The following is a 20,040-nucleotide window of genomic DNA, read 5'->3' on the forward strand; positions in this document are numbered from 1 at the left end:
ATATATTATGAGACAACCCTCTTACCTGTGAATACATTGCGTACATCCGCGTACCAAATTATTTGTACAATCTAATTGAATTATTCATATGTTTCCTATCTTCTATATAAATCAGCGTTAAGATAAATTAAAAAAGGAATCCCTTGTTTATTTAACAACAAACAAGGTGCAATCCAACATTCGGGAGCACCTACGATAATTTCTATTGTTTTCATATTTACAACTCCATATAATCAGTATGATTTTCTGAAGAAGCCACTTTTTGAACTGCTTAAAGTATACTAATATGAATACGAAATAGCTGTATTGATAAACTCTCTAGAACAATAAATATACTGGCTGAAACCGATCTATATCCAATATTTTTTCCAGTAACATGAATGGTTATTTCTGATAAATACGTTTGTATATCATTGTTTTCAAAAATTTCATCCTCAACCTTTACAATATCTGCTTCACAATCTACTTCTTTAAAAATTTTCAATAATTTTGTTTCCAATAAACTACAATCAAAATTCTCATCTTTTATTACGGCAAATTTAACCTTCATATCGATTTCCCCATTTTTAACAAACTAAAATCATTAAATCAATATAAATATATATTATTCTATTAAATAATTCAAAATATACGCTTCTCATATACATTATTTCCTTTCACTCATACTTTTATCATTGAGTTTTTATTCACAAATTCGCAACACATATATATGAGTTATTATGCTAAAATTAGTTTATTCACAAGAAGAAGTTATTCTTAATAAATCAATCATTTTTAATACCCTGTTTAAAGCCTTGCCCCCCTGCAAGGCTTTTTCCTATTTAACTAGAGTAGTAGTTTTCGTTATGCATCTCTCCCCTTTGTTCCTTACCCTACAAATAATACTGAATGTTTATTTTACTTTTTCAACATCCTTACTCGCTCTGTTCGAGAGCTCTTTACCAAATATTCAATCTAATGATAAAATTGACCAAATTAATATTTTCGTCCATAACTGTATCAAAAAGTACACTAAAGAAAAAATAGCACTCTCACGATTAAGTAAACGCGAGCTTTTTTCTTCTATCTACTTACTATTTAAGGTTAATAGTTTAGTAACAAGATTTAAAAATTCGACTTAAATTCATTAATGAATGGAGAGGTTTATATGAAATTAAAAGACAAAGTAGCAATCATAACTGGTGGTGCAAGTGGAATTGGCGAATCTACTGTTCGTCTTTTTATCGAAGAAGGTGCAAAAGTAGTTATTGCTGACTTTTCTGAACGTGGAAAAGAACTATCAGATGAATTGAATGCACATGGATATAATACGTTATTTATTAAAACCGATGTAACAAAAGAGGCAGATATTAAACAGCTAATTCATGAGACAGTAAGTACATACGGTAAATTAGATATTATGTATGCCAATGCCGGCGTTGCTGATGATGCACCGGCAAACGAATTATCCTATGAAAAGTGGAAAAGAACTATTGATATTAATTTGTCTGGGGTATTCCTTTCTGATAAATATTCAATTGAACAATTTCTTAAACAAGGTACAGGTGGTGTCATCGTTAACGCTGGTTCGATTCATAGTTTTGTTTCATTACCTACACCAACAGCATACTCCTCTGCAAAAGGTGGTGTGAAACTATTAACTCAAAATTTATGTACTGCCTACGCTAAATATGGAATACGTATTAACGCGGTGTGCCCTGGTTATATTGACACCCCTTTACTAGGTAGTGTTAATCCTCAACAGAAAGAATATTTAGCTTCACTTCATCCACAAGGCAGACTTGGAACACCAGAAGAAGTCGCTAAAGCTGTCTTATTTTTAGCAAGTGATGATGCTAGTTTTGTTAACGGCACAACACTTCTTGTTGATGGAGGCTATACTGCACGTTAATTTAAAAATTTTGAAGCACCCTAAAAAATATATAGTCTTCAACAAGAAAAAGCGCCATCACAAGTGACGGCGCTTTTTCTATGTAAGAGCAACTAGAAGATATCCTTCTAGCCTACTCCCATTTATAAGTCCAAAACTGTTCAAGTTGCAGCCATTTTAATGTTGCTGCATCTTTGTTTTTTATTTTTGCATGCGTGTCTTCAAGCATTGCTTCTGTTTGTGAACGGTGCGCACCTAATGCAGTTAATTTATGATCAAATACTTCACTAATGTTATTTACAACATCCGGTTCTCCTAATACTGCTTCACGATTTTTCGTAATCGCAACAGCATGAATAACTGGGCGCTCTTCTTTTGGCATACGTGATACAGCGCGAACGACAGCGCGGCCAAATGCATTATGATCTGGATGTACACCGTGCTCTGGATAAAATGTAATAATTCGAGATGGATTTACTTCTTGAATGATTGCTTCAATTTTGTCAGCAACGAAATCAACATCTTCAAATTCTAACGTTTTATCATGGAAGCCAAGCATTCTTAAATCTTTAATACCCATCGCTTCACAAGCATCTTTCAATTCTTTCTTACGGATATGTGGAATCGTTTCACGGTTAGCGAATACGTTCTTACCCATGTTACGTCCCATTTGTCCTAGAGTACCACATGCATATGTTACAGGTACTCCTTGATCTGTTAATAAGCGAATTGTTCCTCCCGCAGCATATGCTTCATCATCTGGATGCGGAAATACAACAAGTACATGTCTCTCCATAAGTTTCCCTCCTTCTTACTTAAATGGTGTTAAGCTTAACTCAAGTGCAACTGCTAGACGACCTAAATTATCATGTCCAGCTAATAATAAACGCTCTTGATCGTCTACTTCCCAGTGCGTAATACCTTCAGCATATACCCAACCGTGATCCATTTTCAGACCAACTCGGTATGGATTTGTTCCAGTTATCTTCCCGCGTTCAAAACGGATAATCGCATTTCGAATGAAAGCACCAACTGTCATCATCTTTTCATTTATATGTGATGCATACGCTCCGTTTGTCGTTTCTAAATGAATATATACATCTTTATTTACAAAACGTTCAATTTCATTTTGAATAAGAGAACTATCTTTTACTATTTCCATCGGAATTCACCTCTTTAAACCATTTTACGCAAAAATAATGTAAATTGCTATCTCTATATTAGAGGACAACGCTCACTTTTCCTAATAATTTGCACTGTGTTTTTTATATTTTTTATATGATATGTAAAAAATACATTTTTTCCTTCACTTTGTTAAATAGTTTTCTTTCTTTTTTGAATTTGCTACAATATATTTTATCCCGTATTATTGCAGCGAGATACATTTCGAAAATTGAACACATAATTTAAAGAAGGTGACATGATTGGAACAGTCAGCACATGAAGTAGCAAATTGGCAATATTATTTTGCAATTGCCGTATTTTTAATCACGTACGGATTTATTATTTCTGAGAAATTGAATCGTGCTGTAATCGCACTATTCGGTGCTGCTATTATGATTATTTTTGGAGTTGTAGATTTACATACTGCTTTCACATCACATATTCAATGGGAAACGATTACCCTTTTAATTGGGATGATGATTCTCGTACATATTACGAGTCAATCAGGCGTCTTTGAATTTGTGGCCATTAAAGCGGCAAAAGCAGCTGGCGGAAAACCGATTCGCATTTTATTATTACTATCCCTATTAACTGCTGTCGGATCAGCATTTTTGGACAATGTAACGACTGTTTTATTAATCGTTCCTGTTACATTATCCATTACACGTATTTTAAAAGTAAATCCTGTGCCTTATTTGATTTCAGAAGTGCTGTTTTCAAATATAGGCGGAACAGCAACATTAATCGGTGATCCACCTAATATTATGATTGGATCAGCAAACAAGCATTTAGACTTTAACGCCTTTTTACTTAACTTAGCTCCAATCGTAATTATTATTTCTATTGTGACACTTGGCATTATTTACTTCATGTACCGTAACAAACTAAAAACAACACCTGAACAAATCGAAAAACTAATGGCATTAAATGAAAAAGATTATATTAAGGATCAAAGCCTCCTTTTAAAATCTATTTCGATTTTAGGACTAACTATTTTAGGCTTCGTACTTCATTCGATTATTCATGTAGACGCTGCCGTTATAGCGATGACAGGCGCTACACTTCTTATGTTAATCGGCGTGAAAGAACATGATATTGAAGATGTATTTGCCCACGTTGAATGGGTAACCATTTTCTTCTTCGCCGGACTATTCGTTCTCGTTGGCGGGTTAATTGATATCGGACTTATCTCTTCACTTGCAAAAGAAGTAATCGGCGTAACAAACGGTGACATCGGATTCGCAGCTATACTTATTTTATGGGTATCTGGCATCGCATCTGCGACAATCGACAACATCCCTTTTGTCGCTACGATGATTCCTCTTATTCAAGACTTAGCTACAGGACTCGGACTATCTGTCGATTCTCCGCAAATCGAAGTACTATGGTGGGCGTTATCTCTTGGAGCTTGCTTAGGAGGAAATGGAACGCTAATCGGAGCATCTGCAAACGTAGTCGTTGCTGGTATTGCAAAACGTGAAGGACATGCTTTCTCTTATATGGACTTCTTAAAAATTGGTTTACCATTAACTATTGTTGCACTCTTGTTATCACATGCTTATATATATTTACGTTATTTAATGTAAAAGTTGTATTGCATGAAATTATATCGTCAAATCCAAAAGGTTTGCAGCATCGTGCTGCAAACCTTTTTTCATCACCAAAATATACCGATAATTGCTAACCCACCTAAAATCATACCACCAATTTGTCCGACAATTGTTGGTGATAATTGAACACCTTTTCTCACTTCAACAACTGGTCTTTCGTGCCTTAGTTGCTGCACTTCGCTTTGCAGTTGATGTACACTTCCGTGTAACTCTTTAATTAGTTCCTTTAATTCAGCGACCTCTTCATTTACTGGTTTTGCTTTTTCTAAATTCATTTTACATAACTCCTTATAAATTCAATCAGTTCACTGTAAATTTTCGCCAATTATCATTATATCTCCTGCATACTACATATATAATATTGAATGTATTCGCTAATCTTGCAACCCTATCCATTCATCCCGCAATATCCCCATAATGATACGATCAAAACACTTCCCATCTCTTTGAACCGCTTCTCTCATACACCCTTCCATCTGAAAACCTATCTTTTTATACAACGCAATGGCTGCTTTATTATAAGAAATTACATCCAGACCGACGCGGTGTAAATTCAATTCATAGAAAGCATACTTTAAAATAAGATGTATTGCTTCTTTCCCATATCCTTTTCCTCTATCATTCGCATCTCCTATACCAATGGCTAATAAACCTGTTCTGTTATTCCACTCTATACCATGAATCGCCACAAAACCAATTAAGCGATCTTCTTGAACTGTCCTTACCATGAAAGAAACACTATTCGATCTTCGTCCTTTTAATAACCCATCACTTGCTATTTCATTTAAAGATTGCGGGAATGCTACATCTGTATCAACATTTCTTAAATACTCACTATCTTCTTGCCACATAGCCATTACTTCAGCATCTGTTTCTCTCATAGCTGATAATTTAATCGTTTTATTTCGAAAAAGATTCATTGTCATTTCAAACTCCCCCTTTATTAAATAACGGGGATAATTATTCCAGCCTATTTACCCCCTCGTTTCATAAACTGTTTCATAAACGGGATACTTACAATAAGCGCTGACATTGGCACATCTCCTCCATATCGAATTAACTTCATTGTATAATTTTTCATTTATTCTAACAATAATAGAAAGGCCCTCCAAATTTAGAGGGCCTTTCCTAATAACAAAACTATATTATTTCGTAAACATTTTCTCCGCTTCATCCATTGCCATTTTGTTTCCTAAAGCAGAATAGTCAAGCCATGGTTGATCATTGATAATGTATACATGCTTGCCTTTAACTGCTTTTAAGTCTTTCCAAATTGGTGTTTCTTGAAGTTGTTTAAATGCTGCTTTTGCTTTGTCATCTCTATTTACAACAACGAAAATCGCATCTGCATCAAAGTCAGGTAATACTTCTTGTGAAATGACTTCGAAAGGACGGTTTCCATCAATTTTCTCTACACCATTTGCAGGTTGTAACCCTAGGTCTTGGAATAAAATTGGTCCCATCGGTCTTTTCGTACTAAATACACGCAATTCTTTTGCAGTAACGCGAATTGCCATTACTTTTTCGTTATTACCTAGCTCTTTATCTATTAAACCTTTTACTCGTTTTGATTGCTCTTCGTAATCTTGAATATATTTATCTGCTTCTTTCTCACGGTTTACAAGTTTACCAACTTGTTTTAAATGCTCTCTCCACGTACCTTCATCTAAATTGAAAGAATGTGTTTTTGCAATTTTTTCGTATTTCGCTACATCTTTACCAGCATATTTTTCATCAACATAAATGTCAGTTGGCTTTAATTGAAGTAACGCTTCCATATTCGGATCTGTTACAACACCAAGCTTCTTCGTATCTTTCAACTTCTCTTTAGCGTGCGGTAAGAAATCTTTTAAATCTCCACCAATAACAGAACCTACTGGTGTAATTCCTAATGCAAGTAAATCATTCGTTAAATGAATAGACATTGAAGCAATTTTTGGGTCATTACTTTTTTCCGTTTTTTTCGTTGCCTCTTCATTAGCTTTCGTTTGACCACATGCTGCTAATACTAAAATACACATCATGCTAAATAAAATAGTAAGTTTCTTTTTCATATGTTCTCCTCTTTGAAGTATTTATTTTGTTTTTGTAAGTAAATAAAGAAAATACGGTGCTCCTAAAGTTGCCACTACTATACCAGCTGGAATAGAGTTTGGCTCAAATATAGAACGACCTATCGTATCTGCTAGCACTAAAATAATCATTCCGATAATGCCAGCTAAAGGAAGAAAGTGTTGATATGTAGTACCTACTAACTTCCTTGCGATATGCGGAGCAACTAAACCGATAAAACCAATTCCTCCTGCCATCGATACACTTGCGCAAGATAATCCAACCGCTGTAGCTAAAAGTAATAACCGTTCTTTTTGAACAGAAACACCAAGTCCTGCTGCTACACTATCACCTAGTGACAATGCATTTAACGTTTTAGATTTTAGCCACGCATAAGGGGTTAGTATGAAAATCCATGGTAATAATGCAAGGACATGAATCCAATCCCTTCCCCACACGTTACCAACTAGCCATCTAGAAGCGAATGTATACGTCTCATCATTTAACTTGAGAGAGAAAAATAGCGAAATTGCACTAAAGCCAGCTGAAACTGCAATACCAACGAGAATAAGTCTAATGGGAAGTAAACCTTTTGACCGATCACTCGCAAGTAAAATAATAAGAAATGCAGCTAATACTCCTCCGCCAAATGTAAATAACGGTATTAAAATGGATGCACTCTCATTAATAGAATGAAAGAGAGTAACAAATACGATAAGACCGAAAGATGCACCTGAATGCAACCCTAAAATACCAGGATCTGCAAGTGCATTACGTGATAACCCTTGCAAAATCGCACCGGAAATACCAAGACCAATGCCGGCTAACATCGTGATTATTATTCTTGGCATACGATAATCATATAGCACGGTTGCACTCTCAAAATCACCATAACCCAAAAGTGTTTCAATTACTCTAAGTGGTGCTATACTCAGCGTCCCTGTATTTAAACTAATTAAAATTACAGCGATACTTATACATCCGAAGATTGTAGTTACAGTAATAGCTCTCTTTTTATCCGTGTTAAAAAGATCTTTCACTTATAACTCCCTCCCAACTTTACGTGCTATATAGAGGAAGAACGGAACTCCAACAAGAGCTACCATAATCCCTATCGCAAGTTCCTTAGGAGGATTTACTGTTCTTGCCCCTAAATCAGCTACAACTAATAACATAGCTCCTAATAATGCTGACATAGGAATAATGAGTCTATAATTCACACCAACTAATTTTCTAGCAATGTGCGGGATAACTAGTCCTACAAATCCAATAGAACCAACAGCTGAAACAGAAACACCTGCCAGAATAACTACTATAATCATCCCTAGTATTCTCGTTCGGTTCGTTTTCACTCCTAAATTTGTAGCAACATCATCCCCCATTGATATGAGTGAAATAGATCTCCCTAGCATTGTCGCGAAAATAATCGTTATAAGAATAATAGGAACTAAAAATTTCAAGTGTTCCCACTTAACCCCTGCAACACCACCAGCATACCAAAATGCTAAATCTTGGCTTAAATCATAATAAATCGCAACACCTGAACTTAATGAATGTAAAAGCGCTGCCATAACTGCTCCAGCAATCGTTAATCTCATTGGTGTTAACCCGCCTGATGTTGCTGACCCAATAACAAAAATAAGTACTGTACTTAAGACTGCTCCAATAAAGGAAACAATCATTAAATAGGAATACGGCATATGCGGAAAAAAAGCAAAACTAAGTGCTACTACAAACATCGCACCTGCATTTATTCCGAGTACACCTGCATCAGCTAAAGGATTTCGTGTTACACCTTGCATAACAGCACCAGCAACCGCAAAAGCTGCCCCTACAACTGCTGCACCAATTACTCTCGGGAGCCTTAATTCATAAATAATTTGGTGCTGTGTTAGTTTCGGATTATAATCCAAAACCGCTGCCCACACCGTTTGTACATGAATATCTTTTGCACCAAATGAAATGGCTAAAAATATAGATCCAATTAAACATAAAATTGTTAAGCTCATGAAACATATGAACTTAATATGTATCCAGCGGTTATTACCAGCATGTACAGTAGACTTATGTAACATGTTTCATTTCATCCTTTATATTCAGTTGTTTTTTATAATTATTTTTTATTTGTAATTATTATTGATAATAATTATCATTTTCATTTAGATATTATATCGCCACTTTTTTTAAATAGCAAACTATTTTTTCACTTCGCTAAATATTAAAATACTCATTACAATTCCCTTCCAAGACTTACAAATACACGCAAAATAGACTACTAGCTTATTTTTAAAAGTGTAGTATACTTAATCATTATTTTGATTTTTCTAATAAAAATTCCAAAGGTGACACAATGTTCTATATAAAACAACTACTATACTTCACTTACGAGCAAGCATTATCTTGCTTATTCCCAGTCGTTATTTTCTTAACACTAGCCCTTTCAAAAATCGTTTCTATTCCAGGGTTATATCGCTATGATTTCATATTCATCGCATGTCTTCTTATGCAGTGGATTATGTACAAGACTGGACTTGAGACGAAAGACGAATTAAAAGTAATTACTGTCTTTCACCTCATCGGCCTTTTACTAGAAATATATAAAGTTCATTTCGGTTCATGGAGTTATCCTGAAGAGGCGCATTCAAAGATTTTTGGAGTCCCGCTTTACAGCGGCTTTATGTACGCAAGTGTCGCAAGTTACATATGCCAAGCGTGGAGAAGGTTGTATTTACAAATGCATTATTGGCCGAAAGTTATTTTTACCGTGCCATTAGGAGCAATGATTTACTTCAATTTTTTCACGCATCATTTTCTATACGATTTTAGATGGTTCTTAGCTTTACTTCTATTCATCGTTTTCTTTCGGACATTTGTGGAATTTTCATTACGAGGCGTTACATATAAAATACCACTGGTTCTCTCCTTTTTCCTTATCGGTTTCTTCATTTGGATTGCAGAGAACATCGCAACATTTTTCGGTGCATGGCAATATCCAAATCAACGGGAAGCATGGAACCTCGTTCACTTAAGCAAAATTAGTTCATGGTTTTTACTCGTTGTTATTAGTATTATGATTGTTACGCAACTCAAATATTTGAAGCAATCAAAAAGATAATGCTAATTATGTAAAAACAGTTAGCCCATCACTCATTAGAGAGTGATGGGCTTTTTTTAGTAATATTTTTTAAACCGACCTTATCAAAGGAATTATAATTTACAAGAGTATAAGCAGTTGCACATTATGAACTACTACTAGCAGAAGATGTTGCTGCAGATGAAGCGGCAATCGTTGCCATCATAGCAGCCTGTTGTGCTTGTATGAGGACTTCTATCATTGTTTGTAAACCTGTGTTGGTAGTTTTACTTTCCTCACCTTTCTGACTTACGAACAGTTGAATAGCAATAAGAATATTTGTATCTGTATGCCAACGGAACAATTTATCCCCCTGCAATTTTTCAATAAATGCTCGAATAGAATGAATCTCTTTTTCTCCATCCTCGAGTAACGCTAGTAGCCCGATAGCTGGGTAATGCATCTGTTTTACTTTTACCTTTTCTTGCTTTAACAAATTCCATATATTTGTGCATTTTGCAACTAATAGTTCTTCCCTGACCTCCTTCTTTAGTGAAAGAATATGACTCAAAAATTGAAGATCATTCCCTTTACGCAAACCAGCTGTCGCTAGTTTCTGATAAAGACGTTCCACTCGGTCCATAAGTGTTTCTACATGCTCTGATTGTCCTGCTAATAAAACTGCGAGCGGATAATCATTTGTACTTGTAAGAAAGAGGTGATCCTTTTTCATGCGTTTATATACTTGCATCGAACGCTGAATGTGCGCGCCATGCTGTTCATTTTCTTCTGTTAAAAGCACAGCTGCTGCGAGATAAGTAAATATACTCCGGCTAAAGCCACCAGTGACCAATTGTTCATATAAATCTAAAAACGTCCGAAAAGCTTCCTTGTAATCTGTAAAGTGAATATCTAATGTTGCGGCCACTACAAAACGATGATAAGACTTTAAGTATGAAAACATCCCTACCTGATTCTTAATATAACTACTAATTTCTAAAAAACGTCCGAGATCAAACAATTTATCACTACCTGCATACATAGCAGCAATCATCATTCCTGTTCGAGAATCACTCGTTTTCCATTTTAGTTCTCCCTTTAACTGTACATATGTATGTTTATATTGCTCCAACTTTTTCTCTAATGTAATCATAGTATTCACCCCTATTTCTAGTTCTTCTCTATCATTATACGTATATTCCATATTTAGGAATACTATAATTAATAATCACAACATAAAAAATTATAAAATTCTCTAATCCTTCAAGAAGTTATACAAAAAAGGTAGATAATAATTTATCTACCTTTTTTGTATATATTATTTAACATTACAACTGTATTGCTTGTTATATGCAATTAAGACTAAAGAGCTTTAATAATACGTTCCATCGCTTTCATTTGCCCAATATGATCAGCTTCATGATAAAGCATCATACCGTAAAGCTCCCCTACTGTTTCCAATCCTAGGAATGGCTCTGGCAGTTTATTTTCAAATGCTTCTGCTGGAATTTCGTTAATACGTTTTGCTTGTTCTTTTAATTGAGCCGTTAACACTTCTAACGATGGTCCTTCTGTCGTCCATTTAGATGGTCTTGATCCATATCCAAACATACCTGGATATTCAGTTGGCAATTGTTTAAATTCTCTTCCGAACATGAAAGTCTCTGCTGCTGTTAACACGTGACCGATATGCCAACGAATTGTATTGTTAAAACCCTCTGGCTGCGTATCCACAGTTTTATCATCTAACGTTTCCATAAATTTAAGTAACGCCCCGCGCGTTATTTCAAATTGTTTTAAACCCACTAGTCTATTCATTTTATCGTTCCCCTTCTTGATGTACAATTTATTATGAACTAAGAATGTTCAACTTATTAAAGTTTCACCTTGTTTAATCTATCAGAAACAAATAAGAAATACATCTAATATGCTTATTAAAAATAATAAAAAGGTTCACTCCTCGTAAATATAGAATTACTTACTATGTTAATAAAAGAGGAGTGTACTTGCATGTTACATATTTTAAAACAACAATATAATCTTATTAGCTCTACAAGAGAAACTCTATTTTCGTTTTTGGAAGAAATCCCAGTAGAAAAATTACATAGCACAGTTTCTAATTTCGGAAGCGGTAGCATTATAAAGACTCATATTCATGTAGCCGATTGCTATCGATACTGGCTTGGATCATTCGCATTCAAGCAAAAAAGAGCAGATTTTTCATTTGCTAGCGATTACGAAATTGAGCATGCAGATGTCGCGAAAGTCCGTGCTAGATTTAAATTAATAGATGAGACTGTACAACGTTTTTTAGATGAATACAATGACCGTTGGCTCGAAAATATTGCAAATGAAGTAAAGTGGCAAAAAGAGCCTTGGAGTACAACTCCGCTATGGCTTTTAACTCATACAGAGACTCATGAGTTTCATCATAAAGGACAAATTGTATCAATGGCTAGGCATCTTGGATATACTCCTCCTGATACAGACCTTAGTTAATACATTCGTGTTCATTTAAAAGCGGAATGAGCAGCAAGAATAATAGTATGATCAAAAAACTCGTTGATACATTTTGTTGTGTATAAAACATTTATTATTTGTTTTAGGTATACCATGCCATTATAAAATTCATGTAACATCGAATTAAGATTCATATTTTTTATGTGACTCATTGAAGAAAGTTTAAGTATTTATACATTCAATTACTAACTAAAGGAGAAAATTATAATGAGATTAGAGAGCGAAAGAATTTATTTAAGGCCTCTTTGTCAGCTAGATGCTCCTATTATATTAGAAAGTACAATGGTTGATGAAATAAGATATATGACTGGAACTAAGTCCACTTTTTCATTGGAGCAAATTACGAAACATATAGATCATATAAATAATGATTCAAGTCGCTATGATTTCGCTATTTGTTTACAAAGTACTGACAAGATGATTGGAGAGTTGTCGATTTTAGATATCGATGAGGAGAACAAAAGAGCAGGATTCAGAATATCAATGCTTTCAATAGCATTAACAGGACAAGGCTATGGAACTGAAGCTATTAAAATAGTTTTAAGATTTGTTTTTGAACAACTATCATTAAATCGTTTACAGTTAGAAGTATTTAGCCATAATTTACGCGGAATTAAAGCTTATGAAAAAGTTGGTTTTGTAAAAGAAGGAACCTTACGTCAATCTTTATTTTATAACGATACATACTCAGATGAAATTATTATGGCCATACTTAAAAGCGATTATATAGAGAGACCTTTGTAAATGGATGCACTTAATCTATTAAACAAATTTAAAGAACCTTACCACAATAAAATGCAGTAAGGCTCTTTCATTTTTATATCAAATAACAGCTCTTAAAACATGTATAATCGTATCAATACCAAATAGTCTCCGCATAATTATATGCATCACTATTCGGAATTGCATGTTTCCCCTGCGCTTGCGCTTTTCTTGGATCTAAATCATATACCATTGGCGTATAGCATGATGTTTGCCCTTTATTTACAACACCATTTCCTCCAGCACTTCCGCAAGTGTATGCCTTTCCATCTGTTTTTCTAACAATCCTTGCATCAGCTTCATTATTATAAACTGCCAGGCGAGTTACAGTAACTTTTGCCCATGCTGTCTTACACGTCGTGCTAAATTTTAATTCCACATAAGAATTTGAATCAATCCACTTCTTTTCTTTCGTTACTGCGGATTGATCACAGCTATTATAATAAGGACTTTTCCCATCATATGAATGGTCTTCCGCGTATGCTTTATCATTATTGGTCGTACTAAACACACTAGTTACGATGAGCAATGCCAGACAAAGACATGCGCTTACCTTTTTAAAAAACTTCATAGAATTCCACTCCTTTATTAATAACGTGCTGTTTTCCCGTAACCATTATTAATCGTCACCGCTTCGGCATCAGCTGTATAACCAAAATCAGCAGTTAAATCAAACACCATTCCTGTATACGTACTCGTTTGTCCTGTTTTAATTGCCCCATTGCCACTATTAGAGTCTACTGATTTTTGGAATACACCATTTTTATATTTATTAATAACAGCGTAAGCATATACCCCTCCAGAAACAGAAGGAGCTGGTTGATCTAAAACAAGCTTAGACCACGCTGCATGACATTTATTACTGTAACGTAAATACACTGTCCCTACTTTTTTACTACCTTCATAAACTGCTGTAGACTTTGCATTAAATCCATCTGCATCACACGTTGTACTTCCCCCGTATACTTTCGTTGTTGCTGGATTTTTCCCGTCATAATAACTACTTAAATCAGTAGCTGCAAATGTACTTCCTTGAAAACTAAATAATACACCTATACTTGCCGCACTTAACACGCATACTTTCATTAACTTTTTAAACATTTTAAATTCCTCCTCACAATAAGTACGTATACTAAAGACAAGCTATACTGCTATGTAAGTCCTCCTTTCACGCTTCCTAGAGGCATCTTACAGAAACGAATAAACGTTGTAAATTCCCTTATGATTATTGGAATATACGAAGAATTTTACTTATCCTTGTAAGAAAAAAAGTTGAGAAATACACATTTTATAGCATTCTATATTTAAAACATAAAAGAACCAATACTTGTTATATTCAAGCATCGGTTCTTTATACAAAATTGCCATTTTTTCTTTTATATAAAATAAATATTTCTCCACTTAATCCGTTACAAAAAACTCCCTCGTTACATCAATAAATTGTCGCAGTGGCACTGTCATCCATTTGTCTTTATGCCAAGCGATTTGCGTATAAATCGGAGAGATTGTATTTTCTAAATGTAACTCTTTTATCGTCCCCTCTCGTATATCTTTTTCTACTACTATTGCTGGTAAAACGGCTATACCTAAATCTGCAATAACACATTGTTTAATTGCTTCAACACTAACAAATTCAATTTTATTTGCTGGATATACATCTTCCCAGCGAAATAGCTCTTCAAATAAAGTCCGATACGAGCAGCCTAATTCTGTTAGTAACAGTGTTTCACTCTCTAAATCTTTTATAGAAGCAGTAGTCTGTTCAAGTAAACGATGTGTAGGAGCAGCTACTACTTTTAATTCTTCTTTCATAAGCGGTTCCACATGTAAAACATCTTCTGTTTTACACTCATCCAAAATAAATGCAAGATCTACTTTTCCCTCCATCAATTGTTCCTTCGCATCTTTATTGGAATGTGCTGGTTTAAATATAAGTTTTATTTTTGGGAATTGTATTTTAAACCTCTTTAATATAGAAGGCAGTCTGTATGTACATTGACTTTCTTGTGCACCAATTATTAACGTACCTGCTATTTCTTCATCATCTTTCACAGCCGTCTTTGCTTCGTTACTAAGTGCAATCATCTTGTCGGCATATAGTTGAAACTTCCTACCTGCTTCAGTTAAGAAAAGACGTTTTCCTAATCTTTCAAATAAAGGTGTACCAAGCTCAGCTTCTAACGTTTTAATTTGCGCTGTCACGCTCGATTGAGCAAAGTTTAATTTCTTCGCAGTTTGTGTAAAGTTCAAAGTATGTGCCGCTACTTTAAATGTAATTAACTGTTTTATTTCCATTTATCATCCCTCTTTTCAATCGATATTTCCGATTGATTCCATCGAAATAATCCTCTTTGTCTATTGATATTTGTATTGTATGATAAAGAACATCTATAAACAATATAAATGGAGGTATTCCATATGAAAGCACTTTGTTTCGAAACATTCGGAGACGCTAATGTTCTACACTATAAAGAAATACACGATCCAATCATAAGTCCAAATGAAATTCTTGTCCGCACGAAAGCAATCGGATTAAACTTCGCTGATATTTATAGACGCCGCGGCGATTATCATCTTGCTGGCAATCCGCCTTATGTATTAGGTTATGAAGGAGCTGGAATTGTTGAAAAAGTAGGAGCTGACGTTACTACTATCAACCTAGGAGACCGTATTGCATTTGCGGACGTCCCATTTGCAAATGCAGAACTAGTTGCCGTTCCATCTGAAAAAGTAATCCCACTACCAGATTCTATTTCTTTTGAAACAGCCGCTTCTGTCTTATTACAAGGATTAACTGCACATTATTTAACGCACGATAGCTATCAACTAAAACAAGGTGATATAGCTTTAGTACACGCTGCAGCTGGTGGCGTTGGTCAACTTCTTATTCAAATGATTAAACTACAGGGCGGAACAGTAATTGGTCTTACATCATCAAAAGAAAAAGCAAAGATAGCTACATTAGCTGGTGCCGATCACGTATTTTTATATACCGAAGCATGGCATATGAAAGTACTTGAAATGACTAATGGAACTGGAGTAAATGTTGTGTATGAATCAGTAGGTTCTACATTAGGGGAAAGTTTTAACGCTACTAAAATTGGCGGTACTGTCGTATTTTACGGAATGGCTGGTAGTAATCCTGCGCCAGTTGATCCGCGTATGCTTATGGATACTTCAAAAACTTTAACTGGTGGAGACCTTTGGAACGTGCTTACCACTTATGAAGAACGTAAAAAACGATCTACTCAATTATTCGATTGGATCGCAACTGGAAAATTAAACATTTCAAATCCTACTACATTCTCTTTACAAGACGGTGCTCTTGCTCATGAATTATTAGAGAGCCGTAAAAGCACAGGGAAGATTTTATTAATCCCATAATTCACAAAATGAAAAGGAAGCTAGATTTATCTACCTTCCTTTTCTTATTTCTATTTGAGATTTAATTATATTTCCACACTTTCTTTCCCTTTTGCAACATAACTCATATCTCCAACCGACTCGACTGTATATGTTCCATCTTGGTATACAATCTTCGTCACACTAGCATTTTCCACCCCAAGTTTTGTTTTGCTACTGTCTAACATTTCTATTAAGGTAGTAATCAAAAGCCCATGAACGACAACTAAAACGTTACCGCCACCATTTCCAGCAGCTTCTTCACTAATTTTATCTATCTCAGCTTTTATGCGAGTAGAAAATAATTCCCAATCTTCCGCCTGTTTTGTAGGATCTGCTACTCTAATAAGATTAATCACTTCTTGAATAGAAAACTTCATAAGTTCTTCTGGTGATGCAACGCCTGCAGCTTTTCCAACCACATCCCACATATTCTCAAGTTTTTCACCTTCAAAAATACCGAAATTTAATTCTCGCAAATCTTTTCTTTGCTCAAGTTTTAATTTTGATTGCTCACTATATTTTAATACTAAATTAGCAGTTTCAATTGCGCGGCCGCTATCACTACTATATGCATTCATAAAATGAATATCTTTTAATCCTGTTCCTAAATTTGTGGCAACTTCAACACCTTTTTCTACTAATGGAGAATCAGCCCAACCTTGCGCGCGATGATTCGTATTTAATATTGTTTTACCGTGTCTTGTAACATATAACGTAACTGCATTCTCATTGCTATCTGTTTCTCGCTTATTCATTTCATTCTCTCCCTTTACGTTTCTATATCAATTTTACCACCTCAATTATTCATTGAGCAAAATATACGTCAGTAGATCCGCTTAATAAAAAAAGCTATCTTTCTGTATATCCATACAAAAAGATAGCATCTTTTATGATTACATTTCTTAACCGGTACTCCTACTCAGCAAAAGCACTCGAATATTGTACAATTCCTTTTACACCTCGAAGAGCATTTTCTGTTAATTCCATTATCATAAATACCTCTTCAGGCACTTCAAACGGTGCTTTTATATTCCACTCACTTGCTTTCTTAAAACCAAATTTCGGGTAGTACTCTGGATGTCCCAATACTACAACTGATCCGTATCCAAGTTCTTTCGCTTTTTCTAATGCAGCTACAATCAGTTTTCCACCAATTCCTTTTTTCTGATGACCCCTAGCAACTGAAACTGGTGCAAGCGCTAACGATTCTACAGAAGTTCCATCTTGTTCTATTGTAATTTTCGATAACATAATGTGACCAACTATATCTTCATCTACCGCAACAATTGATAACTCTGGAACAAACGCGTCACATTCTCTAATACGTTTTACAAGTTCATGTTCTGTTTTATCACTAAATTCTTCAAGTGAAAATGCCTCTTTTACGACTTCTTCTGTTTTTCTACAATCGTTTTTTTGTTCTTGTCTAATCGTTACCATTTTAACTTATCCTCTATTCTTTCTTATTTCTTTTTGAATTTTACGAAGTGCTTTTTTCGATCCGCGCTCAATATCGTGTTGCATTTTTCTTTCTTTATAATCAACAAATAGTGTATTTAAATCGTATCCTTCTGGATATAACTCCTTCGCTGCTACTTCTAAAGTAATACGTTTTACATTTACTTCAACGAATTCACCGTTATAATATACAACAACGTTATAAAAATTATCTTTTTCCTTATAGATGATACCAAAATCATCATGATCCAATAAATTAACACGATCGCCTATTTTGTACTCATAATGAGATTCTCTTTTTTCTTGTACAAATTTCGGTTTTCTAATTTTACTTTCATTCACTTTTTCTAAAGCGTACTCTTTATTTCCCATATACTCTTTCGCTCTTTTCAGTACATGTTCTTTTACGCTCATTTTATTCGCAATCCAAAGTGCATTACTTTCTCCTGATTTTCCGATAACTAATTTATAAAGCGGCTCTAGCGTTTCACTATTAAACTGCATCGCTGCATTCATAAAGTCATCATGCATTTCTGAGAATCGTTTAATTTCTCCGTAATGCGTACTCGCAACGGTAATACATCCCGCAAAGTACAACTCTTCTAAAATAGAAATTGCAAGTGCTGCACCTTCATTTGGTTCTGTACCGCTCCCTATTTCATCAAATAAAAGTAACGTATTATTATTTGACATCCTCATAATCTCAGAAAGATTTTTCATATGAGACGAAAATGTACTTAGTGCATTTTCAATACTTTGATTATCACCAATATCTACGAATACATTTTCGAAAATAGCGATTTCTGTACCTTTATCTCCTGCAATATGAAGACCTGACATTGTAGCTAATGTTAACAATCCAATCGTTTTTAACACAATTGTCTTTCCGCCCGCATTCGGCCCTGTAATAATTAAACTACGATACTCTTGACCAATTTTAAAATGTAACGGTACAACTTGCCCTGTTAAAAGCGGATGCTTACAATTCACTAAATGAATGTAGCCATGATCGTTTAACTTCGGTTCTATTCCATCAATCGATTTACTAAACTTCGCTTTCGCAAATACCATATCATACTGACTAATTAGCTCCATGTTAATCTTTATACTATAAATGTTTTCTAACACCATTCCTGATAAAGTTGCTAAAATCTGATACTCTTCAACCGCTTCTTCTGCTTTCAAACCTGCTAATTCTGCATTCAATTTCGTAACCGTATGCGGTTCTATAAATACAGTAGAACCTTTTGCCGAGGCTTCAATAATACTTCCAGCAACTTGATTTTTATAGGAAGATTTAATTGGAATCGTATAACGGTCATCCTTTTTACTAATAAAGAATTCCTGAATGAATTTCTTATTTGCACTACTATTTAAAAACTTCGTTAAACGTTCTTTTATTTTCCCATCTACAGAATCGATATTATTTCGAATTCGCTTTAGCTCTTTACTTGCAGCTACATCAATACTATTTCCTTTAATTGAAAAGTTAATTTCCTCTTCAATACTTTTATATTCAGTCATTGAATTTGCATAAGAAGCTAATACTGGTGCAAAAAATTCTTTATCTAACATAAACTTTTTAATCTTTCTACACCCACGTAAAAAGTCTGAAACACTTACTAATTCTTCTGGGTCTAAAATCATCCCTTTTTCTAATTTTTGAATTGTACTAGCAATATTAGAAATGCCGAAGAAAGGAACATGCCCCTCTGCATCTAATATAGCTCGTGCTTCCGTCGTTTCATTCAAGCGATTTCTCACTACTTTTAGACTCGTACTCGGCTCTAATTTGTTTAATAATTCCTTACCTAATCCACTTACACAATAAGATTTCACTATATCCTTTAATTCGTTATATTGTAACTTTTCAAAAGTCATCGTATTCATTTTGTTTCTCCTCACTATGATTGATTTTTATCATAAATGAAGATACCTACTCATTAGATTCCAATGAGTCATATATAAAATTCCATAATTATACAATAAAAACATATACAAAAAAGCTGCGGGGATACCGCAGCTTTTACATTTACAAGGCATGTGTAATAACATATGAGGAAATAAACCATAAAAAATAGATGGCAGTCCCTTATTACACGCTTTATAAAGTATTGTAGGTATCT

General features: G+C 34.5%; 22 protein-coding genes. 6 read left to right on the forward strand and 16 right to left on the reverse strand.

Annotated features, from left to right (window positions below; genetic code table 11):
- Nucleotides 1-271: 271 nt before the first annotated feature.
- On the reverse strand, nt 272-550 hold the full coding sequence (locus tag ACTL4X_RS17140) for a hypothetical protein (protein ID WP_086401978.1): 279 nt from the start codon (nt 548-550) through the stop codon (nt 272-274).
- A gap of 597 nt (nt 551-1,147) precedes the next feature.
- Here ACTL4X_RS17140 and ACTL4X_RS17145 point away from each other — a divergent pair.
- Nucleotides 1,148-1,891 (forward strand): SDR family NAD(P)-dependent oxidoreductase, encoded by a 744-nt coding sequence (locus tag ACTL4X_RS17145; RefSeq protein ID WP_000768018.1) that lies wholly within the window; start codon nt 1,148-1,150, stop codon nt 1,889-1,891.
- A gap of 112 nt (nt 1,892-2,003) precedes the next feature.
- Here ACTL4X_RS17145 and bshB2 read toward each other — a convergent pair whose 3' ends face one another.
- Both bshB2 and ACTL4X_RS17155 read right to left on the reverse strand, forming a co-directional pair.
- Nucleotides 2,004-2,666: a bacillithiol biosynthesis deacetylase BshB2 gene (bshB2, locus tag ACTL4X_RS17150; RefSeq protein WP_000439483.1), complete on the reverse strand. Its 663-nt coding sequence runs from the start codon at nt 2,664-2,666 to the stop codon at nt 2,004-2,006.
- A 15-nt stretch (nt 2,667-2,681) separates the two neighbouring features.
- Nucleotides 2,682-3,032 (reverse strand): YojF family protein, encoded by a 351-nt coding sequence (locus ACTL4X_RS17155; protein ID WP_000407045.1) that lies wholly within the window; start codon nt 3,030-3,032, stop codon nt 2,682-2,684.
- Nucleotides 3,033-3,294: 262 nt separating this feature from the next.
- Here ACTL4X_RS17155 and ACTL4X_RS17160 point away from each other — a divergent pair, with 262 nt between their 5' ends.
- On the forward strand, nt 3,295-4,620 hold the full coding sequence (locus ACTL4X_RS17160; RefSeq protein WP_000437988.1) for an ArsB/NhaD family transporter: 1,326 nt from the start codon (nt 3,295-3,297) through the stop codon (nt 4,618-4,620).
- 71 nt (nt 4,621-4,691) lie between these two features.
- On the opposite strand, the gene ACTL4X_RS17165 is transcribed toward ACTL4X_RS17160, so the two are convergent.
- The 5 genes from ACTL4X_RS17165 to ACTL4X_RS17185 all read right to left on the reverse strand — a co-directional run bounded on the left by ACTL4X_RS17165 (nt 4,692) and on the right by ACTL4X_RS17185 (nt 8,771).
- Nucleotides 4,692-4,919, reverse strand: coding sequence for a hypothetical protein (locus ACTL4X_RS17165; protein ID WP_001047304.1), 228 nt, complete (start codon nt 4,917-4,919; stop codon nt 4,692-4,694).
- Between the two features lie 99 nt (nt 4,920-5,018).
- A complete protein-coding gene (locus ACTL4X_RS17170) occupies nt 5,019-5,570 on the reverse strand; it encodes a GNAT family N-acetyltransferase (RefSeq protein WP_000178509.1) in 552 nt (183 codons plus the stop codon).
- Nucleotides 5,571-5,789: 219 nt separating this feature from the next.
- Nucleotides 5,790-6,698, reverse strand: a complete 909-nt coding sequence (locus tag ACTL4X_RS17175) for an iron-hydroxamate ABC transporter substrate-binding protein (protein ID WP_000728218.1) — start codon at nt 6,696-6,698, stop codon at nt 5,790-5,792.
- A 21-nt stretch (nt 6,699-6,719) separates the two neighbouring features.
- Nucleotides 6,720-7,736, reverse strand: a complete 1,017-nt coding sequence (locus ACTL4X_RS17180; RefSeq protein ID WP_017656308.1) for a FecCD family ABC transporter permease — start codon at nt 7,734-7,736, stop codon at nt 6,720-6,722.
- Nucleotides 7,737-8,771, reverse strand: a complete 1,035-nt coding sequence (locus ACTL4X_RS17185; RefSeq protein WP_000902730.1) for a FecCD family ABC transporter permease — start codon at nt 8,769-8,771, stop codon at nt 7,737-7,739.
- Between the two features lie 275 nt (nt 8,772-9,046).
- Between ACTL4X_RS17185 and ACTL4X_RS17190 the strand changes: the two genes are divergently transcribed.
- Entirely contained in the window at nt 9,047-9,811 is a 765-nt protein-coding gene (locus ACTL4X_RS17190; protein ID WP_441394930.1) for a DUF817 domain-containing protein, read from the forward strand.
- A 124-nt stretch (nt 9,812-9,935) separates the two neighbouring features.
- Here ACTL4X_RS17190 and ACTL4X_RS17195 read toward each other — a convergent pair whose 3' ends face one another.
- Both ACTL4X_RS17195 and ACTL4X_RS17200 read right to left on the reverse strand, forming a co-directional pair.
- Entirely contained in the window at nt 9,936-10,973 is a 1,038-nt protein-coding gene (locus tag ACTL4X_RS17195) for a DUF4003 domain-containing protein (protein WP_140161670.1), read from the reverse strand.
- Between the two features lie 158 nt (nt 10,974-11,131).
- On the reverse strand, nt 11,132-11,587 hold the full coding sequence (locus ACTL4X_RS17200) for a DinB family protein (protein WP_001081123.1): 456 nt from the start codon (nt 11,585-11,587) through the stop codon (nt 11,132-11,134).
- Nucleotides 11,588-11,779: 192 nt separating this feature from the next.
- Here ACTL4X_RS17200 and ACTL4X_RS17205 point away from each other — a divergent pair, with 192 nt between their 5' ends.
- Complete coding sequence (locus tag ACTL4X_RS17205) at nt 11,780-12,268, forward strand: DinB family protein (protein WP_086395302.1); 489 nt, start codon at nt 11,780-11,782, stop codon at nt 12,266-12,268.
- 228 nt (nt 12,269-12,496) lie between these two features.
- Complete coding sequence (locus ACTL4X_RS17210; protein WP_086395301.1) at nt 12,497-13,033, forward strand: GNAT family N-acetyltransferase; 537 nt, start codon at nt 12,497-12,499, stop codon at nt 13,031-13,033.
- A 112-nt stretch (nt 13,034-13,145) separates the two neighbouring features.
- Here the strand turns inward: ACTL4X_RS17210 and ACTL4X_RS17215 are convergent, their stop codons facing one another.
- From ACTL4X_RS17215 to ACTL4X_RS17225, 3 genes are all read right to left on the reverse strand, one after another.
- Nucleotides 13,146-13,622 (reverse strand): DUF2690 domain-containing protein, encoded by a 477-nt coding sequence (locus tag ACTL4X_RS17215; protein WP_086395300.1) that lies wholly within the window; start codon nt 13,620-13,622, stop codon nt 13,146-13,148.
- A 17-nt stretch (nt 13,623-13,639) separates the two neighbouring features.
- Nucleotides 13,640-14,152 (reverse strand): DUF2690 domain-containing protein, encoded by a 513-nt coding sequence (locus ACTL4X_RS17220; protein WP_000473735.1) that lies wholly within the window; start codon nt 14,150-14,152, stop codon nt 13,640-13,642.
- Between the two features lie 300 nt (nt 14,153-14,452).
- Nucleotides 14,453-15,346 carry a LysR family transcriptional regulator gene (locus tag ACTL4X_RS17225; RefSeq protein WP_086395299.1) on the reverse strand — a complete coding sequence of 298 codons (894 nt, stop codon included), beginning with the start codon at nt 15,344-15,346 and terminating at the stop codon, nt 14,453-14,455.
- A 123-nt stretch (nt 15,347-15,469) separates the two neighbouring features.
- On the opposite strand from ACTL4X_RS17225, the gene ACTL4X_RS17230 reads away from it, so the two are divergent.
- Nucleotides 15,470-16,435 (forward strand): quinone oxidoreductase family protein, encoded by a 966-nt coding sequence (locus ACTL4X_RS17230; protein ID WP_086395298.1) that lies wholly within the window; start codon nt 15,470-15,472, stop codon nt 16,433-16,435.
- 65 nt (nt 16,436-16,500) lie between these two features.
- Here the strand turns inward: ACTL4X_RS17230 and ACTL4X_RS17235 are convergent, their stop codons facing one another.
- The 3 genes from ACTL4X_RS17235 to ACTL4X_RS17245 form a co-directional block, all read right to left on the reverse strand.
- A complete protein-coding gene (locus tag ACTL4X_RS17235) occupies nt 16,501-17,211 on the reverse strand; it encodes a histidine phosphatase family protein (RefSeq protein WP_001042044.1) in 711 nt (236 codons plus the stop codon).
- A 160-nt stretch (nt 17,212-17,371) separates the two neighbouring features.
- Entirely contained in the window at nt 17,372-17,896 is a 525-nt protein-coding gene (locus tag ACTL4X_RS17240) for a GNAT family N-acetyltransferase (protein WP_086395297.1), read from the reverse strand.
- 6 nt (nt 17,897-17,902) lie between these two features.
- A complete protein-coding gene (locus ACTL4X_RS17245) occupies nt 17,903-19,804 on the reverse strand; it encodes an endonuclease MutS2 (RefSeq protein ID WP_086395296.1) in 1,902 nt (633 codons plus the stop codon).
- Between the last annotated feature and the right edge of the window lie 236 nt (nt 19,805-20,040).

The organism is Bacillus sp. RE35, from assembly GCF_052146655.1.
GTDB lineage: Bacteria > Bacillota > Bacilli > Bacillales > Bacillaceae_G > Bacillus_A > Bacillus_A cereus.

Bases quoted from the DNA above. Each gene is read 5' to 3' on its own strand.
- ACTL4X_RS17165 (WP_001047304.1), bottom strand. From the start codon at position 4,919: ATGAATTTAGAAAAAGCAAAACCAGTAAATGAAGAGGTCGCTGAATTA.
- ACTL4X_RS17170 (WP_000178509.1), bottom strand. From the start codon at position 5,570: ATGACAATGAATCTTTTTCGAAATAAAACGATTAAATTATCAGCTATG.
- ACTL4X_RS17245 (WP_086395296.1), bottom strand. From the start codon at position 19,804: ATGAATACGATGACTTTTGAAAAGTTACAATATAACGAATTAAAGGAT.
- ACTL4X_RS17200 (WP_001081123.1), bottom strand. From the start codon at position 11,587: ATGAATAGACTAGTGGGTTTAAAACAATTTGAAATAACGCGCGGGGCG.
- ACTL4X_RS17175 (WP_000728218.1), bottom strand. From the start codon at position 6,698: ATGAAAAAGAAACTTACTATTTTATTTAGCATGATGTGTATTTTAGTA.
- ACTL4X_RS17230 (WP_086395298.1), top strand. From the start codon at position 15,470: ATGAAAGCACTTTGTTTCGAAACATTCGGAGACGCTAATGTTCTACAC.
- ACTL4X_RS17140 (WP_086401978.1), bottom strand. From the start codon at position 550: ATGAAGGTTAAATTTGCCGTAATAAAAGATGAGAATTTTGATTGTAGT.
- ACTL4X_RS17145 (WP_000768018.1), top strand. From the start codon at position 1,148: ATGAAATTAAAAGACAAAGTAGCAATCATAACTGGTGGTGCAAGTGGA.
- ACTL4X_RS17155 (WP_000407045.1), bottom strand. From the start codon at position 3,032: ATGGAAATAGTAAAAGATAGTTCTCTTATTCAAAATGAAATTGAACGT.
- ACTL4X_RS17195 (WP_140161670.1), bottom strand. From the start codon at position 10,973: ATGGAATATACGTATAATGATAGAGAAGAACTAGAAATAGGGGTGAAT.
- ACTL4X_RS17240 (WP_086395297.1), bottom strand. From the start codon at position 17,896: ATGGTAACGATTAGACAAGAACAAAAAAACGATTGTAGAAAAACAGAA.
- ACTL4X_RS17190 (WP_441394930.1), top strand. From the start codon at position 9,047: ATGTTCTATATAAAACAACTACTATACTTCACTTACGAGCAAGCATTA.
- bshB2 (WP_000439483.1), bottom strand. From the start codon at position 2,666: ATGGAGAGACATGTACTTGTTGTATTTCCGCATCCAGATGATGAAGCA.
- ACTL4X_RS17215 (WP_086395300.1), bottom strand. From the start codon at position 13,622: ATGAAGTTTTTTAAAAAGGTAAGCGCATGTCTTTGTCTGGCATTGCTC.
- ACTL4X_RS17210 (WP_086395301.1), top strand. From the start codon at position 12,497: ATGAGATTAGAGAGCGAAAGAATTTATTTAAGGCCTCTTTGTCAGCTA.
- ACTL4X_RS17225 (WP_086395299.1), bottom strand. From the start codon at position 15,346: ATGGAAATAAAACAGTTAATTACATTTAAAGTAGCGGCACATACTTTG.
- ACTL4X_RS17235 (WP_001042044.1), bottom strand. From the start codon at position 17,211: ATGAATAAGCGAGAAACAGATAGCAATGAGAATGCAGTTACGTTATAT.
- ACTL4X_RS17220 (WP_000473735.1), bottom strand. From the start codon at position 14,152: ATGTTTAAAAAGTTAATGAAAGTATGCGTGTTAAGTGCGGCAAGTATA.
- ACTL4X_RS17185 (WP_000902730.1), bottom strand. From the start codon at position 8,771: ATGTTACATAAGTCTACTGTACATGCTGGTAATAACCGCTGGATACAT.
- ACTL4X_RS17205 (WP_086395302.1), top strand. From the start codon at position 11,780: ATGTTACATATTTTAAAACAACAATATAATCTTATTAGCTCTACAAGA.